This window comes from Caulobacter sp. NIBR1757 (assembly GCF_027912495.1).
Lineage (GTDB): Bacteria > Pseudomonadota > Alphaproteobacteria > Caulobacterales > Caulobacteraceae > Caulobacter.
Genome location: NZ_CP115463.1, coordinates 853,492 through 874,913, shown reverse-complemented (window position 1 = coordinate 874,913; position 21,422 = coordinate 853,492). Strand labels below are relative to the sequence as shown.

Genomic DNA, 21,422 nt, shown 5'->3' with positions numbered 1-21,422 from the left:
GGTCTGGTCCTTAGTGGTGGTCGGCTTCGATCACCGGGGGTTCATTGAACTGGTGGAACGGCGGCGGCGAGGACAGGGTCCATTCCAGCGTCGTGGCGCCTTCGCCCCAGGGGTTGGCCTCGGCCTTGCGGCGGCGGACCATGGCCTCGATGAGCACCAGCAGGAAGACGCCGACGCCGACCAGGGTGATCACGTAGCCGATCGAGGAGACCTCGTTCCAGTAGGAGAAGCCGGTCGGGTAGTCCACGTAGCGGCGCGGCATGCCCTGCAGGCCCAGGAAGTGCTGGGGGAAGAACACGACGTTCACCCCGACGAACATGATCCAGAAGTGGGCGGCGCCGAGGAACTCGTTGTACTTCACGCCCCACATCTTCTCGAACCAGTAGTAGAAGCCGGCGAAGATCGCGAACACGGCCCCGAGGCTGAGCACGTAGTGGAAGTGGGCCACGACGTAGTAGGTGTCGTGCAGGCTGTAGTCGATGCCGGCGTTGGCCAGCACGACGCCGGTGACGCCGCCGACGGTGAACAGGAAGATGAAGCCGATCGCCCACAGCATGGGCGTCTTGAAGCTGATCGAACCGCCCCACATGGTGGCGATCCAGCTGAAGATCTTCACCCCGGTCGGCACGGCGATGACCATCGTCGCGGCCACGAAGTAGGCCCGCAGGTTGATGCCCATGCCCACGGTGTACATGTGGTGGGCCCAGACGATGAAGCCGACGAAGCCGATGGCGACCATGGCGTAGGCCATCGCGAGGTAGCCGAAGACCGGCTTCTTCGAGAAGGTCGAGACGATGTGGCTGATCATGCCGAACCCGGGCAGGATCAGGATGTACACTTCCGGGTGCCCGAAGAACCAGAACAGGTGCTGGAACATGACGGGGTCGCCGCCGTTGGCGGGGTCGAAGAAGTGGGTGCCGAAGTTACGGTCGGTCAGCAGCATGGTGATGGCGCCGGCCAGGACGGGCAGCGACAGCAGCAGCAGGAAGACGGTGATCAGGATCGACCACACGAACAGCGGCATGCGGTGCAGGGTCATGCCCGGCGCGCGCATGTTGAAGATGGTGGTGATGAAGTTGATGGCGCCGAGGATCGAGCTGGCGCCGGCCAGGTGGAGCGAGAAGATCGCCAGATCCATGGCCGGACCAGTGTGGCCCGAGGTCGACAGCGGCGGATAGATGGTCCAGCCGCCGCCGAAGCCGCGTCCGGGCCCGCCGTCGCTGAACATCGAGCAGAGCAGCAGCACCCAGGCGGCGACGAGCAGCCAGAAGCTGATGTTGTTCATCCGCGGGAAGGCCATGTCCGGCGCGCCGATCATGATCGGCACGAACCAGTTGCCGAAGCCGCCGATCATCGCCGGCATGACCATGAAGAAGATCATGATCAGGGCGTGGGCGGTGACCACGGCGTTATAGCCGTGCTTGGACTGCTCGATCAGGCCCAGCAGGCTGACCGAGGAGCCTTCCTTGAAGATCTGGATGCCCGGCTCGGCCAGTTCCCAGCGGATCAGGCCGGAAAGCGCCCCGCCCACCAGGCCCGCCATGATGGCGAACAGGATGTAGAGGGTGCCGATATCCTTGTGGTTGGTCGACAGGAACCAGCGGGTGAAGAAACCCGGCTTGTGGTCGGCGTCGTCATGTGCGGCGGCAGCGTGAGCCATCGTGTCGGTACCTGCGATCAGAGCTTGGCGGCCGGCGCGGCGACGGGCGCGGCGGGGGCCGGAGTAGAGGCGGGGGTGGCGGCGGCCGGCGCGGCGCCGGCGGCCGGGGCGGCGACGGCCGGAGCCGGCGGAGCCTTCTTGGAGGCGACCCAGGCGTCGAACTCGGCCTGCGTCACGACCTTGATCTCGATCGGCATGAAGGCGTGGTCGACGCCGCACAGTTCCGAGCACTGGCCGTAGTAGGTGCCGACCTTCTCGGCCTTGAACCAGGTTTCGTTCAGGCGGCCCGGGACGGCGTCGGTCTTCAGACCGAAGGCCGGCAGGGCGAAGGCGTGGATGACGTCCACGGCGGTGACCTGGACGCGGACGACCTTGTTGACCGGCACGACCAGCGGCTCGCTGGCCTTCAGCCGGTACAGGCTGGCCGGCAGGCCGGCCTTGGCGACGTCTTCCTCGGCCATGATGGTCGAGGTGATCTCGCCGATCTCCTGGTCGGGGTACTCATAGCCCCAGTACCACTGGTAGCCGGTGGCCTTGACGGTCAGATCGACCTTCGGGGTGTCGTGGTATTCGAACAGCAGCCGGAACGAGAAGATGGCGATGACCATCAGGATCAGCACCGGAACCAGGGTCCAGACGATCTCGAGGAGGGTGTTGTGGCTGAACTTGGCCGGGACCGGGTTGGCCTTGGCGTTGTAGCGGATGACGATCCACAGCAGCAGGCCCAGCACGAACAGGCTGATCACCACGATGATCGGCAACAGGATCATGTCGTGGAAGAAGTGGGCGTGGTGCTTCAGCGGCGAGGCCGCCGGCTGCAGCCCGATGGCCCCGTCGGTGGGTTGCCCCATCAGATCCTGGGCCAGAGCGGGCGCCGCCATCAAAACGCTGGTCAGTCCGGCCCCGAGGGCCGTTGCGAGCCAGCGCATCCCCTTAACCTTCGCCTTCATAAGCCTCACGTCCGTTAAGGCCGCCCCCATAGGCGTGCCGTCATCATTTGCGTCAGATCAAAGCGCCTGACCGGTCCGTCGTCTACGCACCGGCGGCAAGCGCCCGCCCATCGCCATTATCGGGCCGGTGCATACGCGCCCATCCCCCGTTCGGCAAGGGTGTGGAGCGCTGTGCGCGCGCCTTGTTTGACCCTGTTTTGGGCCTTTCGCGGCCATCCTGCATTTTTTCCAGCTCGCGTCCCGGCCCACGCCACCGTTCCACCCGCGAGGGCCGGTGAAAAACATTGCTAAGATGTAATGCAAGCTACCTTGCCACGCACACTACTGGTCGATACAAGGGAGCCATCAACAAGGACGGGGAACGCCGTGCCAGACATCATCGAACCACAGCTGAAGAAGGGGGTCCTGGCCCTCTGCGTGCTGGCCCTGCTCAGCAGAGCGGACGGCTACGCCTACGACATCGCCAGCCGCCTGGCCTCGGCCATCGATATGGGGGAAGGCACCATCTACCCCCTGATGCGACGGCTGCAGGGCGACGGGCTGGTGGAGACCTACCTGGTGGAATCACCGGCCGGTCCGCCACGCAAATACTACCGCCTGACGCCGGCCGGGCTGGCCAGCTTCACGCAGCAGAAGACCGATTGGACGGCCTTCTCCTCGGCGGTGAACAACATCATTCTGGGAGAGGGGCAATGACCAGAGCCGACTTCATGGCCAGGCTGCGACGCGGCCTGAGCGCGCTCAGCCTGAACGCGCAGAGCGAGATCACCGCCGACTACGAGGCCCACTTCAGCGACGCCGCCGCGGCGGGCCGCAGTGAAGAGGAAGCCGCCGCCGCGCTCGGCGATCCGGACCGCCTGGCCCGCGAGCTGCGCGCCGAATACGGGCTGAAGGCCTGGGAAGAGAACAAGAGCCCGCGCAACGCGACCGGGGCGATTCTCGCCCTGCTGGGCCTGGGCGCCATCGACATCCTGATCCTGGCCCCGATCCTGTTCAGCGTGATCAGCGTCTTTTTCACGATCGTCATGGTCGTGGTCGGGGGCTTCATCATGGGCGGCGTCGTCATGATCGGCGGCCCGATCGTCGGCTACAGCGGCGGGGCGGGCATCGCCGTCCTCGCGGGTCTGGGCCTTGTCGGCGCCTCCACCTGCGTCGGCGCCCTGACCATCATGGCCGGCGTCGGCCTCGTGAACTTCCTGGTCTGGTACGCCAGGCTGCACTTCCGGCTGCTCAAGCCGGCCATCGATCAGGCTTAGGGGAGAGACCGCCATGATCCGCACACTCGCCATCATCGCCGGGGCAGGCTTCCTGACCTTCATCGTCTGCCTGACCTCGGTCATCGCCATGGGGGGGCCGGAGATCGTCCGTGACGGCTTCGTCATCCCGGCCGTGCTCGAGCGCATCGAACAGGGCGACGACTACGTCAGCCCCGACACGCCCAGAACCAGCAAGACCTTCGCCTGGACCGGGACCGACGAGCTGACCGTCGATCTCGCCGCCGACGTCACCCTGGTCGAGGGCGAGACGGCCGGCGTCACGGTGACCGGCCTGCAGCGCGACGTCGACCAGGTGCGCGTCGAGGGCGGCCGCATCTTCTGGGAGGACCACGGCCGGCGTGAGCGCCACATCGTCTGGCACGACGACCGCAGCCTGAAGATCGTCGTCACCGCGCCGAAGGTCAGCAAGGTGACCATCAACGGTTCCGGCGACGTCACCCTGAAGGACTACAGCCAGCCGTCCCTGGCCGTCTCCATCGCCGGCAGCGGCGACCTGGACGGCCGGGGCGCCACCGAAAAGCTGACCGTCGATATCGCCGGCTCGGGGGATGTGGACCTGCGCTACCTGACGGCCAAGACCGCGACCCTGGACGTGGCCGGCAGCGGCGACATCAACGCCGACGCCACCGACGAGGCGGTCATCAAGGTCTCCGGCAGCGGCGACATCACCCTCAGCCGGACCCCGACGAAGCTGTCGCAGGACGTGGCCGGGAGCGGGGACGTCTATGTCGGCGGCCGCAAGGTGACCCCGGAGGAGGAGAACTGACCCCCTCCACCTCCTCCACCGTCGTCATCCTCGGGGCTTGTCCCGAGGACCCACGGTTCAGCCCGCACGAGCGGGTATCGTGAGACAGAGAACGGCCGGGGGGCAATCCCCGGCCGTTCGTGCGTTCGCCAGCATGGGTCCTCGGGACAAGCCCGAGGATGGCGATGGATTGGTGGGTGACGACAGCGCTTGCGATCCCTACCTTTAACGCCATGAGCCTCCCTGCCCTCGCCCCCTCCCTGCTCGACGCCGCCGGCGTCGAGACCGACCGCGCCCGTTCCATCCTCGCCGACGCCCTCAAGGACGCCGATGATGGCGAGCTGTTTCTCGAGCACAGCGAGAGCGAAGCGTTCGTCTTCGACGACGGCCGGCTGAAGACCGCCTCCTACGATTCGGGCGAAGGCTTCGGCCTGCGGGTCGTGGCCGGCGAGACGGCCGGCTACGCCCACGCCTCGGAGATCAGCGAGGCCGCCATTGGCCGGGCCGCCGATTCGGCCCGCCTGGCCAAGCGCGGCTACAGCGGCGTCGCCGCCGAGGGCCCCCGCAGCACCAACATCCGCCTTTACGGCGAGGACAACCCGGTCGCCTCCCCCGGCTTCTCGGAGAAGGTCGCCCTGCTGCAGGAGATCGACGCCTTCGCCCGGGCCCGCGATTCGCGCATCGTCCAGGTCACCGCCTCGATGGCCGGCGAGCGCCGCGTGGTCGAGATCCTGCGGGCCGACGGCCGGCTGGTGCGCGACGTGCGGCCGCTGAGCCGCGTCAACGTCCAGGTCGTCGTCGAGAAGGACGGCCGCCGCGAGACCGGCACCTCCGGCGCCGGCGGCCGCGCCGGCTTCGAGACCTGGATCACGCCCGAGAGCTGGCAGGGCCAGGTCGACGAGGCCCTGCGCCAGGCCCTGGTCAACCTGGAAGCCATCGACTGTCCGGCCGGCGAGATGGACGTGGTCATCGGACCGGGGTGGAACGGCGTGCTGCTGCACGAGGCTGTCGGCCACGGCCTGGAAGGCGACTTCAACCGCAAGGGCATCAGCGCCTTCTCTGGCCGCGTCGGCGAACGCGTCGCGGCGCCCGGCGTCACCGTCGTCGATGACGGCACCCTGCCGGGTCGCCGGGGCAGCCTGACCGTCGATGACGAGGGCACCCCGACCGAACGCACCGTGCTGATCGAGGACGGCATCCTCACCGGCTACATGCACGACCGGCAGTCGGCGCGGCTGATGGACCTGACCCCCACCGGCAACGCCCGTCGCCAGTCCTACGCCCACATGCCCATGCCCCGGATGACCAACACCGTCATGCTGGGCGGCCATCATACGCTGGACGAGATGATCGCCTCGACCAGGCGCGGCCTCTACTGCGCCAGCCTCGGCGGAGGCCAGGTGGACATCACCAACGGCAAGTTCGTCTTCCAGTGCACCGAGGCCTACCTCATCGAGGACGGCAGGATCACCCACCCGGTCAAGGGCGCCACCCTGATCGGCGACGGCCCCAGCGCCCTGACCCGGGTGACGATGATCGGCAACGACTTCGCGCTCGACCCGGGCATCGGCGTCTGCGGCAAGGGAGGCCAGGGCGTGCCGGTGGGCGTGGGGCAACCGAGCCTGAAGATCACGGGCCTGACGGTCGGCGGGACGGCGGTCTAACTTCCCTCCCCGATTTGGGGAGGGCAGACGCGCGGTTACGCGCGTCGGGTGGGGAAGTCGGTTCGAGACTTTGAAGACCAAGCGCTGAGAAGCCTTACCGGTGGGGCCGGTTACCCACTGCCCCACCCGGCCCTCGGCCTGCCCTCCCCATTCGGGGAGGGAGGTCGCGCCATCGTTTTCCACCTGATCACCGGCAACATTTCACAGATTTAATCTACATTTCAGGCTTGTAACGTGTCCCCGATCCGGGGCGCGGGCAGGTTGCCGCTACCTGACGGGCCGGGGGGCTCTGAAGGGGGAGACCTGTATGAGCCCGTTTATCGCCTTGCTGGCGGCCGCATCGCCTGACGTTATCGCCACGGCCGCCCCGGCGCCGGCCATCGTGCTCGCCCAGGAAGCCGCGCCGATCGCGACCCAGGCCGCTGCCCCCGTCGCCAACCAGGGCGTCACCCCCTATCCGGCCAGCTTCTTTGCCGAGGCCTCGCCGAACTCGGCCATGGACATGATCGCCCGCATCCCGGGCTTCGCCTTCGACGACGGCGACAGCGTTCGCGGTTATGGCGGCGCGGCCGGCAATGTGCTGATCGACGGCCAGCGCAACGCCTCCAAGTCGGAAGGCCTCGAGGACGCCCTGCGCCGCATCCAGGCCAAGGACGTCGAGCGCATCGACATCATTCGCGGCGGCGCCCCCGGCATCGACATGCAGGGCAAGACCGTCATCGCCAACGTCATCCTGAAGAAGGACCGCGGCGGCAGCTGGCTGCTGGCCGTGGCCAACGCCATCCACCAGGACGGGCGGACCCAGCCGGCCATGCGCTTCGAGGGCAGCGCCCCGGTCGGGCCGGGCACGTTCAACTGGTCCAACCTGTTCTATGTCGGCGTCAATGACGGGGCCGGCGAGGGCGTCCAGCGGGCGGTCGATTCGACGGGCGCGGTCACCCGCACCGCCTGGGACGAGACCGGCACCGGCCATGGCTATGACCTGAAGGTCGGCTGGAAGAGCCCGCTGTTCGGCGGCCGGGTGGCGGTCAACGCCCGCTACCATCCCGACCTCTACGAGTGGTCGCTGAACGCCTTCGACAACCCGCGCACCAGCCGCCTGTTCGTGGTCAAGGACCGTGAAGACCAGGTGGATGCCGAGTTCGGCGGCAGCTGGGAGCGCGAGTTCGGCAAGGCCAAGGTCGAGGTCACCGCCCTGCAGACGGGCAGCGAGGTCGAATACTCCTCGCGGTTCGATGACGGGACCGACACCGGACTGTTCACCGAGAACGCCGAGCGCGGCGAGAGCATCGCCCGCGGCACGCTGCGCTACACCTTCTCGCCGAACCTCATCGTCGAGGGCGGGGCCGAGGGGGCCTTCAACTTCCTCGACGCCTCCACCGCCTATGCCGAGAACGGCGTGCCCGTCGTCCTGCCGCAGGCCAATGTGCGGGTCGAGGAGGAGCGCGGCGAGGCCTTCCTGACCGCCAACTGGCGTCTCAATCCCAAGCTGGCCATCGAGGGCGGCCTGAAGGTCGAGGCCTCGACGATCAGCCAGTCGGGGGCGACCACCCTCTCCAAGGAGTTCACCTACTACAAGCCCCGGATGATCGCGACCTGGTCGCCGACCGAGGTCGACCAGGTGCGGGTGCGCATCGAGCGGGAGGTCGGCCAGCTGAACTTCCGGGACTTCGCCAGCTCGATCTCGCTGTCGACCGGCGGCACGGTCACCGCCGGCGGCGCCGACCTGGAGCCCAGCAAGACGACGGTGTTCGAGGTCGCCTACGAGCGCAAGTTCTGGAAGGACGGCGCCGTCACGGTGAAGCTCACCCATGAGGAAATCACCGACGCCACCGACCGCATCCGCGTCACCGACGTCAGCCAGTGCCCGCTGGTCGCCGGCATTCCCGACACCAGCGATCTTTCCTGCAACTTCGACGCCCCCGGCAACATCGGCGACGGCAAGAACGACGAGCTGGAGATCGCCCTGACCCTGCCCCTGGGCAAGCTGGGCATCCCCGGCGGCCTCCTGCGGTCGAATCTGGAATGGAGCCAGTCGGAGGTCACCGACCCGACCACCGGCGAGACCCGCCGCATCAGCGGCCAGTCGCCCTTCGAATGGGAAGTCCGCTTCTCGCAGGACCTGGCCAAATACAAGACCCAGTGGGGCATCGACGTCTTCGGCAACTTCGAGGAGCGCTACTACCGCTTCGACCGCACCGACCAGCTGGAGCTCGAGACCTGGGTGACCCTGTACGCCGAGTACAAGCCCTACCCCGACCTGGCCATCCGCTTCGAAGCCCACAACCTGCTGGGCCGCGACCTGACCTTCAGCCGCCAGCTGTACGACGCCCCGCGCGACACCGGCAGCATCAACTTCCGGGAGGTTCGCCCACTCGACTACCCGTCCTTCTTCTACATGCGCATCCGAAAGACCTTCTAGCCCGCCAACTCCGCCCCGGCGTCGCCATGCCCCGCGACGCCCTGGCGACTAGGGGAGCGGCGCTGTGTCCTTCGGGTTGGCCCCATGAGCGGTAGTCCCCCGCCAGGCCAACCCAGTCCCGCTGGACACAGCGCCGCTCCCTCTTTCCTTCAAGCCACAAGAAAAAGGCCCCGGATTGCTCCGGGGCCTTCGTCCTGTTGGGTTGCCCCTCGCTATGCCTGCTCGGTGGCCGGCCCTTCGCGGGGGTCCTTCTCATGGCTATCCGCGTCGTTCACGCCATGGGCCCAGTGCTTGATCACGAAGCTGATCAGCACGAAGAACACTCCGACGCCGACGCCGACCCAGCCCAGCTTGCCGAACACGCTGAGCGAGGTGGCCAGGGCCGCGCCCGGGTCGAGGACCTGGCCGCCGACCGTCTCGGTGCCGGCCAGACCGGCGATCCAGCCGCCGACGAACTGGGCGATCGAGCTGGACAGGAACCAGACGGCCATCATGAAGCTGACGACCTTGGCCACCGACAGCTTGGTGATCTCCGACAGGCCGACCGGCGACAGGAAGAGCTCGCCGGTGGTGTGCAGCAGGTAGAGCAGGCCGAGCATGATCAACGGCATGCGGAAGGCCGTGTCGGCCATGCCGCCGGCCCAGACCACGACCAGGAAACCGAGACCCACCTGCAGCAGGCCGAGGCCGAACTTCATGACCGGGTTGGGATCCTTGCCGTGGCGGCCGAGCCACAGCCACATCCCGGCGAAGATCGGCGCGAAGATGAGGATGAAGCCGGCGTTGAACGACTGCGTCTGGGCGGCGGTGATGCCCATGTCGATCCAGCGGACGGTGTCCGGAACCCCCGGCGCCATGACCTGCTCACGGGTGCCGAAGAAGAAGCTCTGACCGAACAGGTCCAGGGTGAACGGCTGGCTGATCAGCGACAGGTCGACGTTGCGGTCGGCGAAGAGGTTCAGCGAGGTGCCGGCCTGTTCGAAGAGGGTGAAGAAGACGACGGCGCCGAAGATCAGCACCATGGCCAGCATCATCCGCTCGCGCTGCACCTTGTTGCACTGGGCGATCATGAAGAAGACGATGTAGGCCAGCGACAGCAGGGTGCTGATGCCCAGCACCCAGCCGACGACGGCGTTGCGCTGGACCATGAACCAGACCACGCCGACGCCCAGGATACCGCCCAGGTAGATCAGGCCTTCGAGGTTCAGCGGACCGGCGATGGACTTCTTCAGCGCTTCCGGGTTCGGCGGTTCGCCCTTGCCCTCCAGCAGGGGTTTGCCGAGCACGAAGGCGATGTAGCCGGCCAGCATGCCGATGCCGGCCAGGCCGAAGCCCCAGCCCCAGCCATAGGTCTGGCCGAGGTAGCCGCACAGCACCGAGGCCCAGAAGGCGCCGAGGTTGATGCCGTAGTAGTACAGCGTAAAGCCCGGGTCGCGACGCGGGTCTCCCTGCGGGTACAGCTGGCCGACGATGGTCGAGATGTTCGGCTTCAGGAAGCCGACCCCCATGATGATCAGCGACAGGGCCAGGAAGAAGATGTTGACGTAGGTGGAGTCGCTCTTGACCACTTCCTGCGTGAAGCTGCCCTTGTCCAGCACGGCCGGGAGCGGCGCGTTGGCCGGCAGGCCCTCGATGGCCAGGCCGCCGGTTTCGGACGGCTTGAAGGCGTAGGTGGCGTCGCCGACCTTGATGCGGACGTCGCGCGCGTCGCCGCGGCCCTCGACCACGAACTCGTACTTGGAGCCTTCGTAGATGAGGTTCTGCGTCGCCGGCTTGCCTTCGACAGCCATCAGGCCGTGCCCGGCGACCAGCAGCAGCGCCCCGAAGGCGATGGCCTTGCGGGTGCCGATGAAGCGGTCGGCGAGGATGCCGCCGATCAGCGGCAGCAGGTAGACCAGGCTGGTGTAGGAGCCATAGAGGCCGCCGGCGTACTTGTCGTCGAACAGGAAGTGCTGGGTGAGGTAGAAGATCAGGATGCCGCGCATCCCGTAGTAGGAGAACCGCTCCCACATCTCGGCGAAGAACAGGATCTTCAGGCCCGGCGGATGCTTTCGCATCTGCATGAAGACCGGAATACCGGTCGCCAGGGTCACGAGGATCCCCAGCACGATGACAATATTCATACGATAAGACCCTGTTTGAACTTAGCGGCAGGGCGCGGAAACGGATTCCACCCCAACCTCCCCTATTTGCCGGGAGAAAATCACGCGGCGGATCGTTTCACAAGCAACGGTTTACCGTACGGCGTTCTCCGGCTGGCGTCGGCGGAGCCCGCGCCCCATCTGGAGCGTTAGCCAGACTGCACGCACAAGGAGCCGTCCCGATGACCGAGCCCTATCTGAAATTCACCGCCGCCCCGGGGCGCGTTCGCGCCCTGTTCGAGGGCCATGAGATCGCCGATTCCGCCCATGCCCTGGTGCTGAACGAGGGGTCCTACGCCCCGGTCGTCTATTTCCCTCGCGAGGATGTCGAGATGCTGGCCCTGCGCAGGACCGACCATTCGACCCGCTGCCCGCACAAGGGCGCGGCCAGCTATTTCACCATCTATCGCGACGCCAAGGTCATCGAGAACGCCGCCTGGAGCTACGAGGACCCGATCGACGGGGCCGGGGTGATCAAGGATCACATCGCCTTCTATCCGCAGCATGTGGAGATCGAGCGGAGCCCGGCCGGCGCCGAGCCCGAGCTGAAAGTCCCGCCGCACGATCCGCCGTACGCCGACATCGATCCGCTGAGCTAAATCCTCCTTCGGCAGGCCGAAGGCCTGACGGGGGAGGGGGACCGCCGCCGCGACTCAGCGGCGGTGGTGGAGGGGGCAGCGCCGGCCTGGCAGGATCAAAAGCGTTCTGGCGCGGACGAGACAGCCGCGTTCAGGGTCAACGCCGTCCGCCGGCGCTGCCCCCTCCACCACCCGCTGCGCGGGCGGTCCCCCTCCCCCGTCGCTTCGCGCCGAAGGAGGATTTTCAGTAGGCGCAGTCCGTGAACACCCGGCCAATGTCGCCCTTCCACTCGCCGTGGAATTTCTCCAGCAGCCGGTCGGCGGGGGTCATGCCGCTGTCGGCGATCTCCTCGAGTTCGCCCAGGTAGGTGGTCTCGTCGATGAAACTTCCGTCCAGCTCGGCCCGGTTCTTCAGGCCCTGGCGGGCGATGGCGACCATGTCGACGGCCACGTCGCGCGCCGAACGCCCGGCGACCTGCGCCTTCAGCCCCAGGCGCGGCACGTCGCGGCGCAGGCCCTCGCGGTCCTCCGGCGTCCAGTCCTTGCAGAGGTCCCAGGCCGCGGCCAGCGCCGCCTCATCGTAGAAGATGCCCGTCCACAGGGCCGGCAGAGCGCAGAGCCGGCTCCAGGGCCCGGCATCGGCGCCGCGCATCTCCAGATAGGACTTCAGCCGCACCTCCGGGAAGATGGTGGTGGTGTGGTCGGCCCAGTCCTTCATCGTCGCCCGCTGGCCCGGCATGTCGGGAAGCTTGCCGTCGATGAACTGTTCGAACGACTGCCCGGCCAGGTCGATGTACAGGCCCTTGCGCTTGGCGAAGTACATCGGGACCTTCAGCGCATAGCGGGCGTAGGTCTCGAAGCCGAAGCCATCCTCGAAAACAAAGTTCAGCAGGCCGGTGCGGTCCGGATCGGTGTCGGTCCAGACGTTGGCCCGCGCCGACAGGAAGCCGTTCGGCCGCCCTTCCGTGAAGGGGCTGTTGGCGAACAGCGCCGTCGCGATCGGCTGCAGCGCCAGGCTGGTGCGGAACTTGGCCACCATGTCGGCTTCGCTGGAAAAGTCGAGATTGGCCTGCACCGTGCAGGTGCGCAGCATCATGTCGAGGCCGAGGTTGCCGACCAGCGGCATGTAGCGCCGCATGATCACATAGCGGCCCTTGGGCATGATCTCCGCCTGGTCGCGGCGGATGGTCGGGTGGAAGCCGAGCCCCAGGAACCCCAGGCCCAGTTCGTCGGCGACGGTCTTCACCTCGTCCAGGTGCTGGCCGGTCTCCGAACAGATGTCGTGCATGGTCTTCAGCGGCGCGCCGGAAAGCTCGAACTGCCCGCCCGGCTCCAGGCTGACGTTGGCGCCATTGCGCTCCAGCCCGATGATGGTCTGGCCGCCATCGGCCCGGTCTTCCAGCACCGGGGTCCAGCCGAATCGCATCAGGCCCTTGAGCAGGGCCTCGATGCCGCGCTCGCCGTAGTAGGGCACGGTCGAATGGTCGGCGAGGTTGAAGCCGAACTTCTCGTGCTCGGCCCCGACTCGCCAGGCGCTCTTCGGCTTGCAGCCGTCGGCGAAATAGGCGGTCAGCTGGTCGAGCGTCAGCGGACGGTCGTCCGTCCCGGTATCCGCCATGGCATGCCTCCCCAGGCTGTTACTTCCGATAGGCGGGGGAGGCCCTTCCCCAACCGGCGGCGATCTTTACGCTGTTCAGCAGGTGGGAGACAATCACGTCCTTCGCAAGGCCGTGTGACAGCTAACCGCGCCAGTCGCCCACCGACGCCTGCCACAGAGTCATGGCGCTGATCGCCGCCGTGTCGGCTCGCAGGATGCGTGGGCCGAGCGACACCACGCTTGCGCAATCCATGGCCCGCAGCCGCTCGGCCTCCTCCGGATCGAAACCGCCCTCCGGCCCGATCAGGATGGCCCATGGTCCGCCTTCCGCCCCGCTCAGCGCCTGCAGCACGGGCGCCCCGCCGGTCTCGTCGCAGAACATCAGCCTCCGGGTAGAATCCCAGGCCTCGATCAGCTTCGACAATTTTACCGGGGGCAAAATCTCCGGCACGTCCAGCCGCCCGGTCTGCTCCGCCGCCTCGATGGCAATGGCCTGCAGCCGCTCGACATTGGCCTTGTCGGCGTTGGTCCGCCGGGTCAGCACCAGCTGCACCCGGGCCGCGCCCAGCTCGGCCGCCTTCTCGATGATCGTCTCCAGCCGCCCGCGCTTGACCAGGGCCATGACCAGCGTCAGGTCCGGGCCCGTCTCCTGGGCCCGCACCCGCGAGCCGACCGTCAGCCGGCACCGCCGCTTGTCCGGATCGACGACGGTGGCCCGCCATTCGCCGTCGCGGCCGTTGAACAGCAGCACTTCCGAGCCGATGGCCAGACGCATGACGGCGATCAGATAGCGGGAGGCTTCCATGCCCGGCGCGATGGGCGCTCCGGCCTTCAGCTCGTCGTTTACGAAGAGACGGATCATGCACGCCTTCTAGCGCGACAAGGCCGCCCGTGTTTAGCGTGGCCGATGGGAAAAGATTCCGAAGCCTACGACGCCGAACTCATCGCCTTGCAGACCGCCATCGTCAGCTGGCGAAAATGGTCGATGGACCAGAGCGAGAAGGTGCTGGTCATTTTCGAGGGCCGCGACGCGGCCGGCAAGGACGGCACGATCCGCCGCATCGTCGCGCACCTGCCGCCCCGCACCACGCCGGTCGTCGCCCTGCCCAAGCCCTCCGACCGGGAGCAGTCCCAGTGGTACTTCCAGCGCTTCGCCTCGCATCTGCCGGCGGCCGGGGACTGCGTGATCTTCAACCGCTCCTGGTACAATCGCGGCGGGGTGGAGCCGGTGATGGGCTTCTGCACGGCGGAACAGCACGAGGCCTTCCTCGTCGCCGCGCCCGATTTCGAACAGCTGCTGGTCCGCGAGGGCATCAAGATCATCAAGCTCTGGCTCGACATCAGCAAGGACGAGCAGGCCAAGCGGCTGAAGAACCGCCACCTCGACCCGCTCAAGGCCCTGAAGACCAGTCCCCTCGACGCCGAGGCCCAGAAGCGCTGGGACGACTATTCGGGGGCCCGCGACCTGATGCTGATCCGCACCCATACCGAGGCCGCGCCCTGGACCTGTGTCCGCGCCGACCACAAGAAGGCCGCCCGCATCGCGGTGATGCGCCACCTGCTGCACGCCGTCGCCCCGGCCCGGCTGCGCAAGGGGGTGGCCAAACCCGACCCGACGGTGCTGTTCCCGTTCGAGGCGTCGGCGCTCACCGATGGGCGGCTGGAGCGCTAACCATCCACCCGGATGTCATCCTTCGGTTGGCGAAGCCAATCCGGAGGACCCACCCGTCCGCCGGGCTGCTGGCGTTTGGAAAGATGCGCAGCCTTCGATGCCGCCCTTGCGGACTCCAGCCGGTTCCGCCCTTGCCGTGGGTCCTCCGGACCGGGCTGCGCCCGGCCGAAGGATGACATGCCCTAGTGGCCCAGATACCCGAAGTCGTGCCGCAGATGGCCGCGCAGCAGCGCTGACAGCCAGGCCCGGTCCTCGTCGCTCCAGACGACCGCCCGCTTCGCCTCGCTGGGCACGATGGCCTCGCCGTAGGCCGGGTCCAGCCTGGCCGCCACCGCCGCCTTGCTCGACACCGCCACCGCCGCCGCCACGTCGTCGCTGTCCAGCCGGACGCCGAAGTGGGCCCAGAACCGCCGCACCCCGGCGCCGGGATCGGCCTTGAGCTCCTCGTGCTTCAGCACCAGCACCCGGTCCGGCAGCGCCGCCGCCAGGGCGCCCCAGCGATTGAAGAACCGCACGAACCACCAGACGTCATCGATCTTCTTCTTCCCCGGCGCCGGCCGCCGCAGGAACTCCGAGAACGTGCCCAGTTCGTAGGTCTCCGCCCATTTCACATAATAGCTGGCCAAGGCCTCGCGCGGGTCGCGGACCAGCACCACGGTCGGCGGCAGGTCCAGCATCCCGACCTCCGCCGCCACGGTGATCAGCCGCGAGGGAATGTTGTGCGAGCTGCCGATGCGCGGCGCCGTCGGGTGCACGCGCGCATGCTTGGGATGGCCGATGAAATCGTCGCTGCCCGGCCCGCTTGAGGTCTCCGGCGAGGGCAGGCACAGCCGGTGGGCGATGGCGTGGCTGGCCATGAACCTCAGCCAATGGGTGCCGCTGTTCTTCGCCGTCGCCAGGAAGCCATCGACCGACGAGGCGTAACGGACGAGGTGGAAGGCCTGGATATCGTTTTCCAGGTCGCGTCCCGCCAGCGCCATGCTGTCCGTTGCCAAACTCATCGCGGGCCTCCACCTAGGTGCAGCACAGGAGACAACGCCATGGATTACGTCCGCCTCGGCAACACCGGCCTGAAGGTCTCACGCCTTTGTCTCGGCTGTATGACGTACGGATCGCCCGCCTGGCGTCCATGGGTGCTGGACGAGGCCGCCGCCGAGCCCTTCTTCAAGGCCGCCATCGAGGGCGGCATCAACTTCTTCGACACCGCCGACATGTACTCGAACGGGGTCAGCGAGCAGGTCACCGGCAAATGGCTGCGCGAGTTCTCCCGCCGCAGTGACACCGTCATCGCCACCAAGGTCTTCTTCCCGCACGGCCCCGGCCCCAACGCCGGCGGCCTGTCGCGCAAGCACATCATGGAGGCGGTCGACCGCTCCCTGAAGAACCTCGGCACCGACTACATCGACCTCTACCAGATCCACCGCTTCGATCCGGCCACCCCCATCGAGGAGACGCTGGAGGCGCTGCATGACGTCGTGAAGGCCGGCAAGGCCCGCTACATTGGGGCCAGCTCGATGTTCGCCTGGCAATTCGCAAAGATGCTGGCCACGTCCGAACAGCACGGCTGGACGAAGTTCGTCTCCATGCAGCCGCAGTACAACCTGGTCTACCGCGAGGAAGAGCGCGAGATGCTGCCGCTGTGCAAGGACGCCGGCGTCGGGGTCATCCCCTGGTCGCCGCTGGCCCGCGGCTTCCTGGCCGGCGGCCGCGCCAAGCCGGGCGAGGGCAATACCGAGCGGGCCCGCACCGACGAATTCAGCCCCCGCCTCTACTACCGCGACGCCGACCACGCCGTCGTCGATGCGGTCGAGGCGATCGCAAAAGCCCGCGGCGTCTCCAACACCCAGGTCGCCCTGGCCTGGGTCTTGCGCAACGACGCCATTACCGCGCCGATCGTTGGCGCCAGCAAGCTGCACCACCTGTCGGAAGCCCTGGCGGCGCTCGACCTCGAATTGACGGATGACGAGGTCAAGGCGCTGGAGAAGCCTTACCAGCCGAAGCCGGTGCTGGATCACAGCTAGCTCATCCTCCCCCGTTCACGGGGGAGGGGGACCGCGCGAAGCGTGGTGGAGGGGGCGAGGGCCGTGCGCGGACCTCTGACGCCGGCCAAGAATCATGTCACGAAACATTCCATGAACATCGGCGCACGGCCCTCGCCCCCTCCACCACCCGCTGCGCGGGCGGTCCCCCTCCCCCGTACGCTTCGCTACGGGTGAGGATGATGGCGCCCGTCACCCTCACCGCCGCCCAGGCCCGGCGAATCGCCCTGGCCGCCCAGGGCTTCGCCGAGCCCCGCCCGGCCGCCCCCTCGGCCCGCCACTTCCGCAAGACCGTCGAACGGCTCGGCGTCGTCCAGATCGACAGCGTCAACGTCGTCACCCGCACCCACTACCTCCCCAAGTTCTCCCGCCTCGGCGACTACGCCCGCGACACCCTGGAGACCGAGGCCTGGGGCAAGAAGCCCAGCCTGTTCGAATACTGGGGCCATGAAGCCTCGCTGATGCCGGTCGCCAACCAGCCGCTGCTGCGCTGGCGCATGGCCCGGGCCGAAGCCGGCGACGGCATCTGGAAGGGCATCGCCCGTTTCGCCCGCGAACGCCGTGACTACATCGACGGCATCCGCGATGAGATCGAACGGCGCGGCCCGGTCACCGGCGGCGACTTCGCCACCGGCCCGCGCGGCGCGCCGGGCTGGTGGTCCTGGTCGGAGGGCAAGCGGGCCCTGGAGTGGCTGTTCTGGACCGGCCAGATCACCACCAAGACGCGGCGCAGTTTCGAACGGGTCTACGACCTGACCGAACGGGTCCTGCCCGGGGCCGTCATCAACACCTCCACCCCGACCGAAGCCGACGCCCAACGCGAGCTGGTCCGCATCAGCGCCCGGGCCATGGGGATCGCCACCGAGACCGACCTGCGCGACTATTTCCGGCTGGGCGTCGCCGACACCAGGGCCCGCATCGCCGAACTGGTCGAGGCCGGCGAACTGACCCCGGTGACGGTCAAGGGCTGGGGCAAGCCGGCGTATCTGTGGCCGGCCGCGAAGATACCGCGCCGTATCCACGCCCGCGCCCTGCTCTCGCCCTTCGACAACCTGATCTGGTTCCGCGAGCGCACCGAACGGATCTTCGGCGTCCGCATCCGGCTGGAGATCTACACCCCGGCCCACAAGCGCGAGCACGGCTACTACGTCCTGCCGTTCCTGGAGGGCGAGGCGATCACCGCCCGGGTGGACCTGAAGAGCGACCGCAAGGCCGGGAGGTTGCTGGTCCAGGCCGCCTGGCGGGAAAGCGACGCGACGGGCGAAACGGCGTCGGCGCTGGCGACGGAGCTGAAGCTGATGGCCGGATGGCTGGGGCTGGAGCGGGTCGTCGTGGTCGGCAAGGGCGACCTGGCGGAAGCGCTGCAGAAAGCGCTGTAACCTCCCTCCCCGAATTGGGGAGGGCAGACGCGCGGCAACGCGCGTCGGGTGGGGAATTCGGTTCGAGACCTTCGTGAGTTCGTGCTGAGAAGCCTCTCCGGCCTGGCCGGTGACCCACTTCCCCACCCGGCGCGCAACGCGCGCCTGCCCTCCCCAATTCGGGGAGGGACGGAGACCAGCCCGAACCCCTACGCCGTCCCCTCGGCCAACGCCGCCAGCCGCGCATACGTCCCCTGCTGCGCCTTCAGCGACCCATGCGTGCCTTCCTCGACAACGCGTCCGTTCTCGAACACCAGGATCCTGTCCGCTCCGCGGATCGTCGACAGCCGGTGCGCGATCACGATCGTCGTCCGCCCGGCCATCAGGTCCTCCATCGCCGCCTGCACCTCCCGCTCGGTCTCCACGTCCAGGCTCGAGGTCGCCTCGTCGAACACCAGGATCGGCGCATCGGCCAGGAAGGCCCGGGCGATCGCCACCCGCTGGCGTTCACCGCCGGACAGCTTGACGCCCCGCTCGCCGACCAGGGTGTCATAGCCCTTCGGCAGATCGGCAATGAAGCCATCCGCCCGCGCCCGTCTTGCCGCCTCGCGCACCTCGTCCAGGGTCGCGCCCGGCGAGGCATAGGCGATGTTCTCGGCAATGGTCCGGTGGAACAGGGCCGGGTCCTGCGGCACTACGGCGATCGACCGCCGCAGGGAGCCCTGCGTCACCGCCGCCACGTCCTGGCCGTCGATGCGGATCGCCCCGCCGTTCAGGTCGTACAGCCGCTGCACCAGCTTGACGAAGGTCGACTTGCCGGCCCCCGTCGCCCCGACCAGCGCCACCCGCTCGCCCGGCCGGATGGTCAGGCTGAAGTGGTCGTACAGCGGCGTCTCGGCGCTCTTGTAGCGGAAGGTCACGTCGTCGAAGACGATCTCGCCGCGCACGGCGCTCAGCGCCGGGGCCCCCTCGCGGTCGGCGACCTGCGGCGTGGTGCGCTCGTAGGAGGCGACGTCCTCGGCGTCGTCGATGCCCTTCTGCAGCATCCGCACGTTCTCGCCGAGATTCCGCAGATAGCCGCTCATCAGCATGAAGGCGGTGATGGCGAAGGCGATGTCGCCCGGCGTCGCCCTGCCCTGCATCCACAGGTTCAACAGGATGCCGGTCGTGCCGGCCTGCAACGCCACCGAGAGGATGTTCTGGAAGATCCAGACGTCCATGAACCGGTTCCAGGTGATCATCACCGCCCGGCGCCAGCTGTCGGTCACCTCGGCGAACCGCGCCTCCTCGCGCGCCTCGGCGCCGAACGACTTGACGGTCGGATTGGAGGTGATGGCGTCGGCCAGCGCCCCGCCGATGCGGCTGTCCAGGGCGTTGGACTTCAGGTTGGCCGGCCGCACATAGACCTTCACCAGCCACAGGTTGGCCCACAGGTAGCCGCAGACCACCACGAACGACAGCAGCCCGACCAGCGGCCAGCGCAGCGCCATCTGCACGCACAGCCCGACCAGCACGATCAGCGCCGGGCCAATCCACAGCACCAGGGCGTCGGATACGCTGTCGTATCCCCACATCGCCCGGCTGATCTTGCGCACCGTCGAGCCGGCGAAGCTGTCCGCATGCCAGTCGGCGGAAAAGCCCTGCACGCGGCGGAAGGCCTCGTCGGTCATGTCGCGCATGTTGCGGGCGGCCAGCGGGTTCCACAGGCGGAAGGCGATGTTGCGGGTCACCAGGAAGGCCACATAGACCCCGACGAACCAGCCCCAGGCCCCCCAGGCCCGGCCGGCGTCACGGTCCGGCGCCGCCACCGCGTCCAGCAGCCACTTCGAGGTCGTCGGCAGCATCAGGTCGAAGACCACCGCCAGCAGCATCAGCCCGGCGGCCCCGCTCAGCAGGAGGGGCCGCCGCAGCCACAGCCGGGCGATGAAGGCCAGCACCTGGCCGTTCGACAGCACCCGGGTGCGGGTGGCCTCCTCGTCTTCGTAATGCTCACTCATGGCGGCCCGACATAGGCGAGACCGGCGTTCGGCGGGAGGGTGGCAGCCCGAAAAACCGCCGACGCGTCATTCCAACAACAAACTCTCCCCCCGCGAAGCGGGAGGAGGACAGATTTCGAGCCTTAGCGAGAAATCAGGAGGCGGGCCCCACCGCCGGCAGGACAATCACCAACCGGCCGTGCCCCCCTCCTGCTCTGTCGCTTGGAGGCTCCAGAGCGGTCCTCCCCCCGCTAACGCGGGGGGAGAGTTTGGTCTCAAGACGTCGCCTAGAACGTCTCCCCGACCATCTCTTCGCTCTTGGCCCACAGCGCCCGGGCATTGTCCGGGTCGATGGCGTAGCCGCGCACACCGTGGCGGACCTCGGCGCTCTCCTGCCGTTCGGCCAGATGGCAGTCCTCGCAATAGAGGCCGCCGACCTCGTTCACGTCGGCGACGATGGCGGCCCAGACAGAGGTCGCCGCGCCCTGCGGAATGGTCTTCCAGCTGAAAGGCCGATCGGCCGGCTGGTTGGCGTTGATCCTGTCGATCATCGCCTGGGTGATCTCCGGCGTCATGTGGCGGCCAAGCTCGGTCTGGATGCCGCCCGGGTGCACCGCGATGGCCCGCACGCCGCGATCCTTGTGACGGCGGTCGAACTCCACCGCGAACAGGACATTGGCCGTCTTGGACCGGCCATAGGCGCCGAACTCGGTGTATTCGGTGGTCTCGAAGTTGGGATCGTCCAGGTTGACGTCCGAGAACCGGTGGCCGGCCGAGGCCAGGTTGACCACCCGCGAGCCCGGCTTGAGCAGCGACGCGATCCGGTTGGTGAAGACGAAGTGGCCCAGATGGTTGGTGCCGAACTGGGTCTCAAAGCCATCGGCGGTCTCGCTTTTGGGACAGGCCATCACCCCGGCGTTGTTGATGACCACGTCGAACGGCTTGCCCTCGGCGACCAGCCTGTCGGCGGCGGCCCGCACGCTCTTCAGCGAGGCCAGGTCCAGCTCGATCAGCTCCAGCGAGCCGCCGTTCGCGGCCTGGTCGCGCACCACTTGGGTGGCGGCCTCCGCCTTCGTCAGGTCGCGGGCCGCGCCGACCACGGTCGCGCCATGGGCGGCCAGAACGCGGGCGGTCTCGACGCCCAGCCCGGCCGAGACGCCGGTCACCAGGATGCGCTTGCCGGTGAGGTCGACGCCGTCCAGCACGTCGTCGGTGGTGGAGGTGGCTCCGAAGATCTTGCTCATTGTCTGCTCTCCCGACCCCTCCGCGCATTGCCAACCGATGGCCGCGCCGTTAAAACGGAGGAAGTCTCCGCTTCATATACGGAGGCATCCTCCGTTTAT

17 protein-coding genes are annotated in these 21,422 nt (G+C 67.8%); 9 read left to right on the top strand and 8 right to left on the bottom strand.

The window, feature by feature from the left end:
- Positions 1 to 10: 10 nt before the first annotated feature.
- Entirely contained in the window at positions 11 to 1,660 is a 1,650-nt protein-coding gene (gene ctaD / locus O5I81_RS04120) for a cytochrome c oxidase subunit I (protein ID WP_271067678.1), read from the bottom strand.
- Positions 1,661 to 1,677: 17 nt separating this feature from the next.
- On the bottom strand, positions 1,678 to 2,610 hold the full coding sequence (gene coxB, locus O5I81_RS04115) for a cytochrome c oxidase subunit II (RefSeq protein ID WP_271067677.1): 933 nt from the start codon (positions 2,608 to 2,610) through the stop codon (positions 1,678 to 1,680).
- 366 nt (positions 2,611 to 2,976) lie between these two features.
- On the opposite strand from coxB, the gene O5I81_RS04110 reads away from it, so the two are divergent.
- The 5 genes from O5I81_RS04110 (at position 2,977) to O5I81_RS04090 (ending at position 8,718) form a co-directional block, all read left to right on the top strand.
- Positions 2,977 to 3,306, top strand: coding sequence for a PadR family transcriptional regulator (locus O5I81_RS04110; RefSeq protein ID WP_271067676.1), 330 nt, complete (start codon positions 2,977 to 2,979; stop codon positions 3,304 to 3,306).
- Positions 3,303 to 3,866 carry a DUF1700 domain-containing protein gene (locus tag O5I81_RS04105; protein ID WP_271067675.1) on the top strand — a complete coding sequence of 188 codons (564 nt, stop codon included), beginning with the start codon at positions 3,303 to 3,305 and terminating at the stop codon, positions 3,864 to 3,866. Before O5I81_RS04110 ends, O5I81_RS04105 begins: the two co-directional genes overlap by 4 nt.
- Before the next feature lie 13 nt (positions 3,867 to 3,879).
- Positions 3,880 to 4,653 (top strand): DUF2807 domain-containing protein, encoded by a 774-nt coding sequence (locus O5I81_RS04100; RefSeq protein WP_271067674.1) that lies wholly within the window; start codon positions 3,880 to 3,882, stop codon positions 4,651 to 4,653.
- A gap of 164 nt (positions 4,654 to 4,817) precedes the next feature.
- Complete coding sequence (gene tldD, locus O5I81_RS04095; protein WP_271068989.1) at positions 4,818 to 6,296, top strand: metalloprotease TldD; 1,479 nt, start codon at positions 4,818 to 4,820, stop codon at positions 6,294 to 6,296.
- Between the two features lie 307 nt (positions 6,297 to 6,603).
- Entirely contained in the window at positions 6,604 to 8,718 is a 2,115-nt protein-coding gene (locus O5I81_RS04090; protein ID WP_271067673.1) for an outer membrane beta-barrel protein, read from the top strand.
- Between the two features lie 212 nt (positions 8,719 to 8,930).
- On the opposite strand, the gene O5I81_RS04085 is transcribed toward O5I81_RS04090, so the two are convergent.
- Positions 8,931 to 10,841, bottom strand: a complete 1,911-nt coding sequence (locus tag O5I81_RS04085; RefSeq protein ID WP_271067672.1) for an oligopeptide:H+ symporter — start codon at positions 10,839 to 10,841, stop codon at positions 8,931 to 8,933.
- Between the two features lie 200 nt (positions 10,842 to 11,041).
- Between O5I81_RS04085 and O5I81_RS04080 the strand changes: the two genes are divergently transcribed.
- Positions 11,042 to 11,458, top strand: a complete 417-nt coding sequence (locus tag O5I81_RS04080) for a DUF427 domain-containing protein (protein ID WP_271067671.1) — start codon at positions 11,042 to 11,044, stop codon at positions 11,456 to 11,458.
- A gap of 223 nt (positions 11,459 to 11,681) precedes the next feature.
- Here the strand turns inward: O5I81_RS04080 and O5I81_RS04075 are convergent, their stop codons facing one another.
- Both O5I81_RS04075 and O5I81_RS04070 read right to left on the bottom strand, forming a co-directional pair.
- Positions 11,682 to 13,055: a glutamate--cysteine ligase gene (locus O5I81_RS04075; protein ID WP_271067670.1), complete on the bottom strand. Its 1,374-nt coding sequence runs from the start codon at positions 13,053 to 13,055 to the stop codon at positions 11,682 to 11,684.
- Between the two features lie 121 nt (positions 13,056 to 13,176).
- The gene (locus O5I81_RS04070) at positions 13,177 to 13,896 is read right to left on the bottom strand and encodes a 16S rRNA (uracil(1498)-N(3))-methyltransferase (RefSeq protein ID WP_271067669.1); all 720 of its coding nucleotides are present in this window, start codon (positions 13,894 to 13,896) and stop codon (positions 13,177 to 13,179) included.
- A gap of 45 nt (positions 13,897 to 13,941) precedes the next feature.
- Between O5I81_RS04070 and ppk2 the strand changes: the two genes are divergently transcribed.
- Positions 13,942 to 14,706 (top strand): polyphosphate kinase 2, encoded by a 765-nt coding sequence (gene ppk2, locus O5I81_RS04065; RefSeq protein WP_271067668.1) that lies wholly within the window; start codon positions 13,942 to 13,944, stop codon positions 14,704 to 14,706.
- 182 nt (positions 14,707 to 14,888) lie between these two features.
- Here ppk2 and O5I81_RS04060 read toward each other — a convergent pair whose 3' ends face one another.
- Complete coding sequence (locus O5I81_RS04060) at positions 14,889 to 15,707, bottom strand: sulfotransferase domain-containing protein (protein WP_271067667.1); 819 nt, start codon at positions 15,705 to 15,707, stop codon at positions 14,889 to 14,891.
- A 39-nt stretch (positions 15,708 to 15,746) separates the two neighbouring features.
- Here O5I81_RS04060 and O5I81_RS04055 point away from each other — a divergent pair, with 39 nt between their 5' ends.
- Together O5I81_RS04055 and O5I81_RS04050 are read left to right on the top strand one after the other, a co-directional pair.
- On the top strand, positions 15,747 to 16,727 hold the full coding sequence (locus O5I81_RS04055) for an aldo/keto reductase (RefSeq protein WP_271067666.1): 981 nt from the start codon (positions 15,747 to 15,749) through the stop codon (positions 16,725 to 16,727).
- 200 nt (positions 16,728 to 16,927) lie between these two features.
- Positions 16,928 to 18,124, top strand: a complete 1,197-nt coding sequence (locus O5I81_RS04050; RefSeq protein WP_271067665.1) for a winged helix-turn-helix domain-containing protein — start codon at positions 16,928 to 16,930, stop codon at positions 18,122 to 18,124.
- 188 nt (positions 18,125 to 18,312) lie between these two features.
- On the opposite strand, the gene O5I81_RS04045 is transcribed toward O5I81_RS04050, so the two are convergent.
- On the bottom strand, positions 18,313 to 20,100 hold the full coding sequence (locus O5I81_RS04045) for an ABC transporter ATP-binding protein (RefSeq protein ID WP_271067664.1): 1,788 nt from the start codon (positions 20,098 to 20,100) through the stop codon (positions 18,313 to 18,315).
- Positions 20,101 to 20,366: 266 nt separating this feature from the next.
- On the bottom strand, positions 20,367 to 21,323 hold the full coding sequence (locus O5I81_RS04040; RefSeq protein ID WP_271067663.1) for an SDR family NAD(P)-dependent oxidoreductase: 957 nt from the start codon (positions 21,321 to 21,323) through the stop codon (positions 20,367 to 20,369).
- Positions 21,324 to 21,422: the final 99 nt, after the last annotated feature.

What these genes read in the sequence shown, in the direction of transcription:
- O5I81_RS04040 (WP_271067663.1), bottom strand. Translation starts at nt 21,323, where the DNA reads ATGAGCAAGATCTTCGGAGCCACCTCCACCACCGACGACGTGCTGGAC.
- O5I81_RS04070 (WP_271067669.1), bottom strand. Translation starts at nt 13,896, where the DNA reads ATGATCCGTCTCTTCGTAAACGACGAGCTGAAGGCCGGAGCGCCCATC.
- tldD (WP_271068989.1), top strand. Translation starts at nt 4,818, where the DNA reads ATGGATTGGTGGGTGACGACAGCGCTTGCGATCCCTACCTTTAACGCC.
- O5I81_RS04060 (WP_271067667.1), bottom strand. Translation starts at nt 15,707, where the DNA reads ATGAGTTTGGCAACGGACAGCATGGCGCTGGCGGGACGCGACCTGGAA.
- O5I81_RS04100 (WP_271067674.1), top strand. Translation starts at nt 3,880, where the DNA reads ATGATCCGCACACTCGCCATCATCGCCGGGGCAGGCTTCCTGACCTTC.
- ctaD (WP_271067678.1), bottom strand. Translation starts at nt 1,660, where the DNA reads ATGGCTCACGCTGCCGCCGCACATGACGACGCCGACCACAAGCCGGGT.
- O5I81_RS04090 (WP_271067673.1), top strand. Translation starts at nt 6,604, where the DNA reads ATGAGCCCGTTTATCGCCTTGCTGGCGGCCGCATCGCCTGACGTTATC.
- O5I81_RS04080 (WP_271067671.1), top strand. Translation starts at nt 11,042, where the DNA reads ATGACCGAGCCCTATCTGAAATTCACCGCCGCCCCGGGGCGCGTTCGC.
- O5I81_RS04075 (WP_271067670.1), bottom strand. Translation starts at nt 13,055, where the DNA reads ATGGCGGATACCGGGACGGACGACCGTCCGCTGACGCTCGACCAGCTG.
- O5I81_RS04045 (WP_271067664.1), bottom strand. Translation starts at nt 20,100, where the DNA reads ATGAGTGAGCATTACGAAGACGAGGAGGCCACCCGCACCCGGGTGCTG.
- ppk2 (WP_271067668.1), top strand. Translation starts at nt 13,942, where the DNA reads ATGGGAAAAGATTCCGAAGCCTACGACGCCGAACTCATCGCCTTGCAG.
- O5I81_RS04105 (WP_271067675.1), top strand. Translation starts at nt 3,303, where the DNA reads ATGACCAGAGCCGACTTCATGGCCAGGCTGCGACGCGGCCTGAGCGCG.
- coxB (WP_271067677.1), bottom strand. Translation starts at nt 2,610, where the DNA reads ATGAAGGCGAAGGTTAAGGGGATGCGCTGGCTCGCAACGGCCCTCGGG.
- O5I81_RS04050 (WP_271067665.1), top strand. Translation starts at nt 16,928, where the DNA reads ATGGCGCCCGTCACCCTCACCGCCGCCCAGGCCCGGCGAATCGCCCTG.
- O5I81_RS04085 (WP_271067672.1), bottom strand. Translation starts at nt 10,841, where the DNA reads ATGAATATTGTCATCGTGCTGGGGATCCTCGTGACCCTGGCGACCGGT.
- O5I81_RS04055 (WP_271067666.1), top strand. Translation starts at nt 15,747, where the DNA reads ATGGATTACGTCCGCCTCGGCAACACCGGCCTGAAGGTCTCACGCCTT.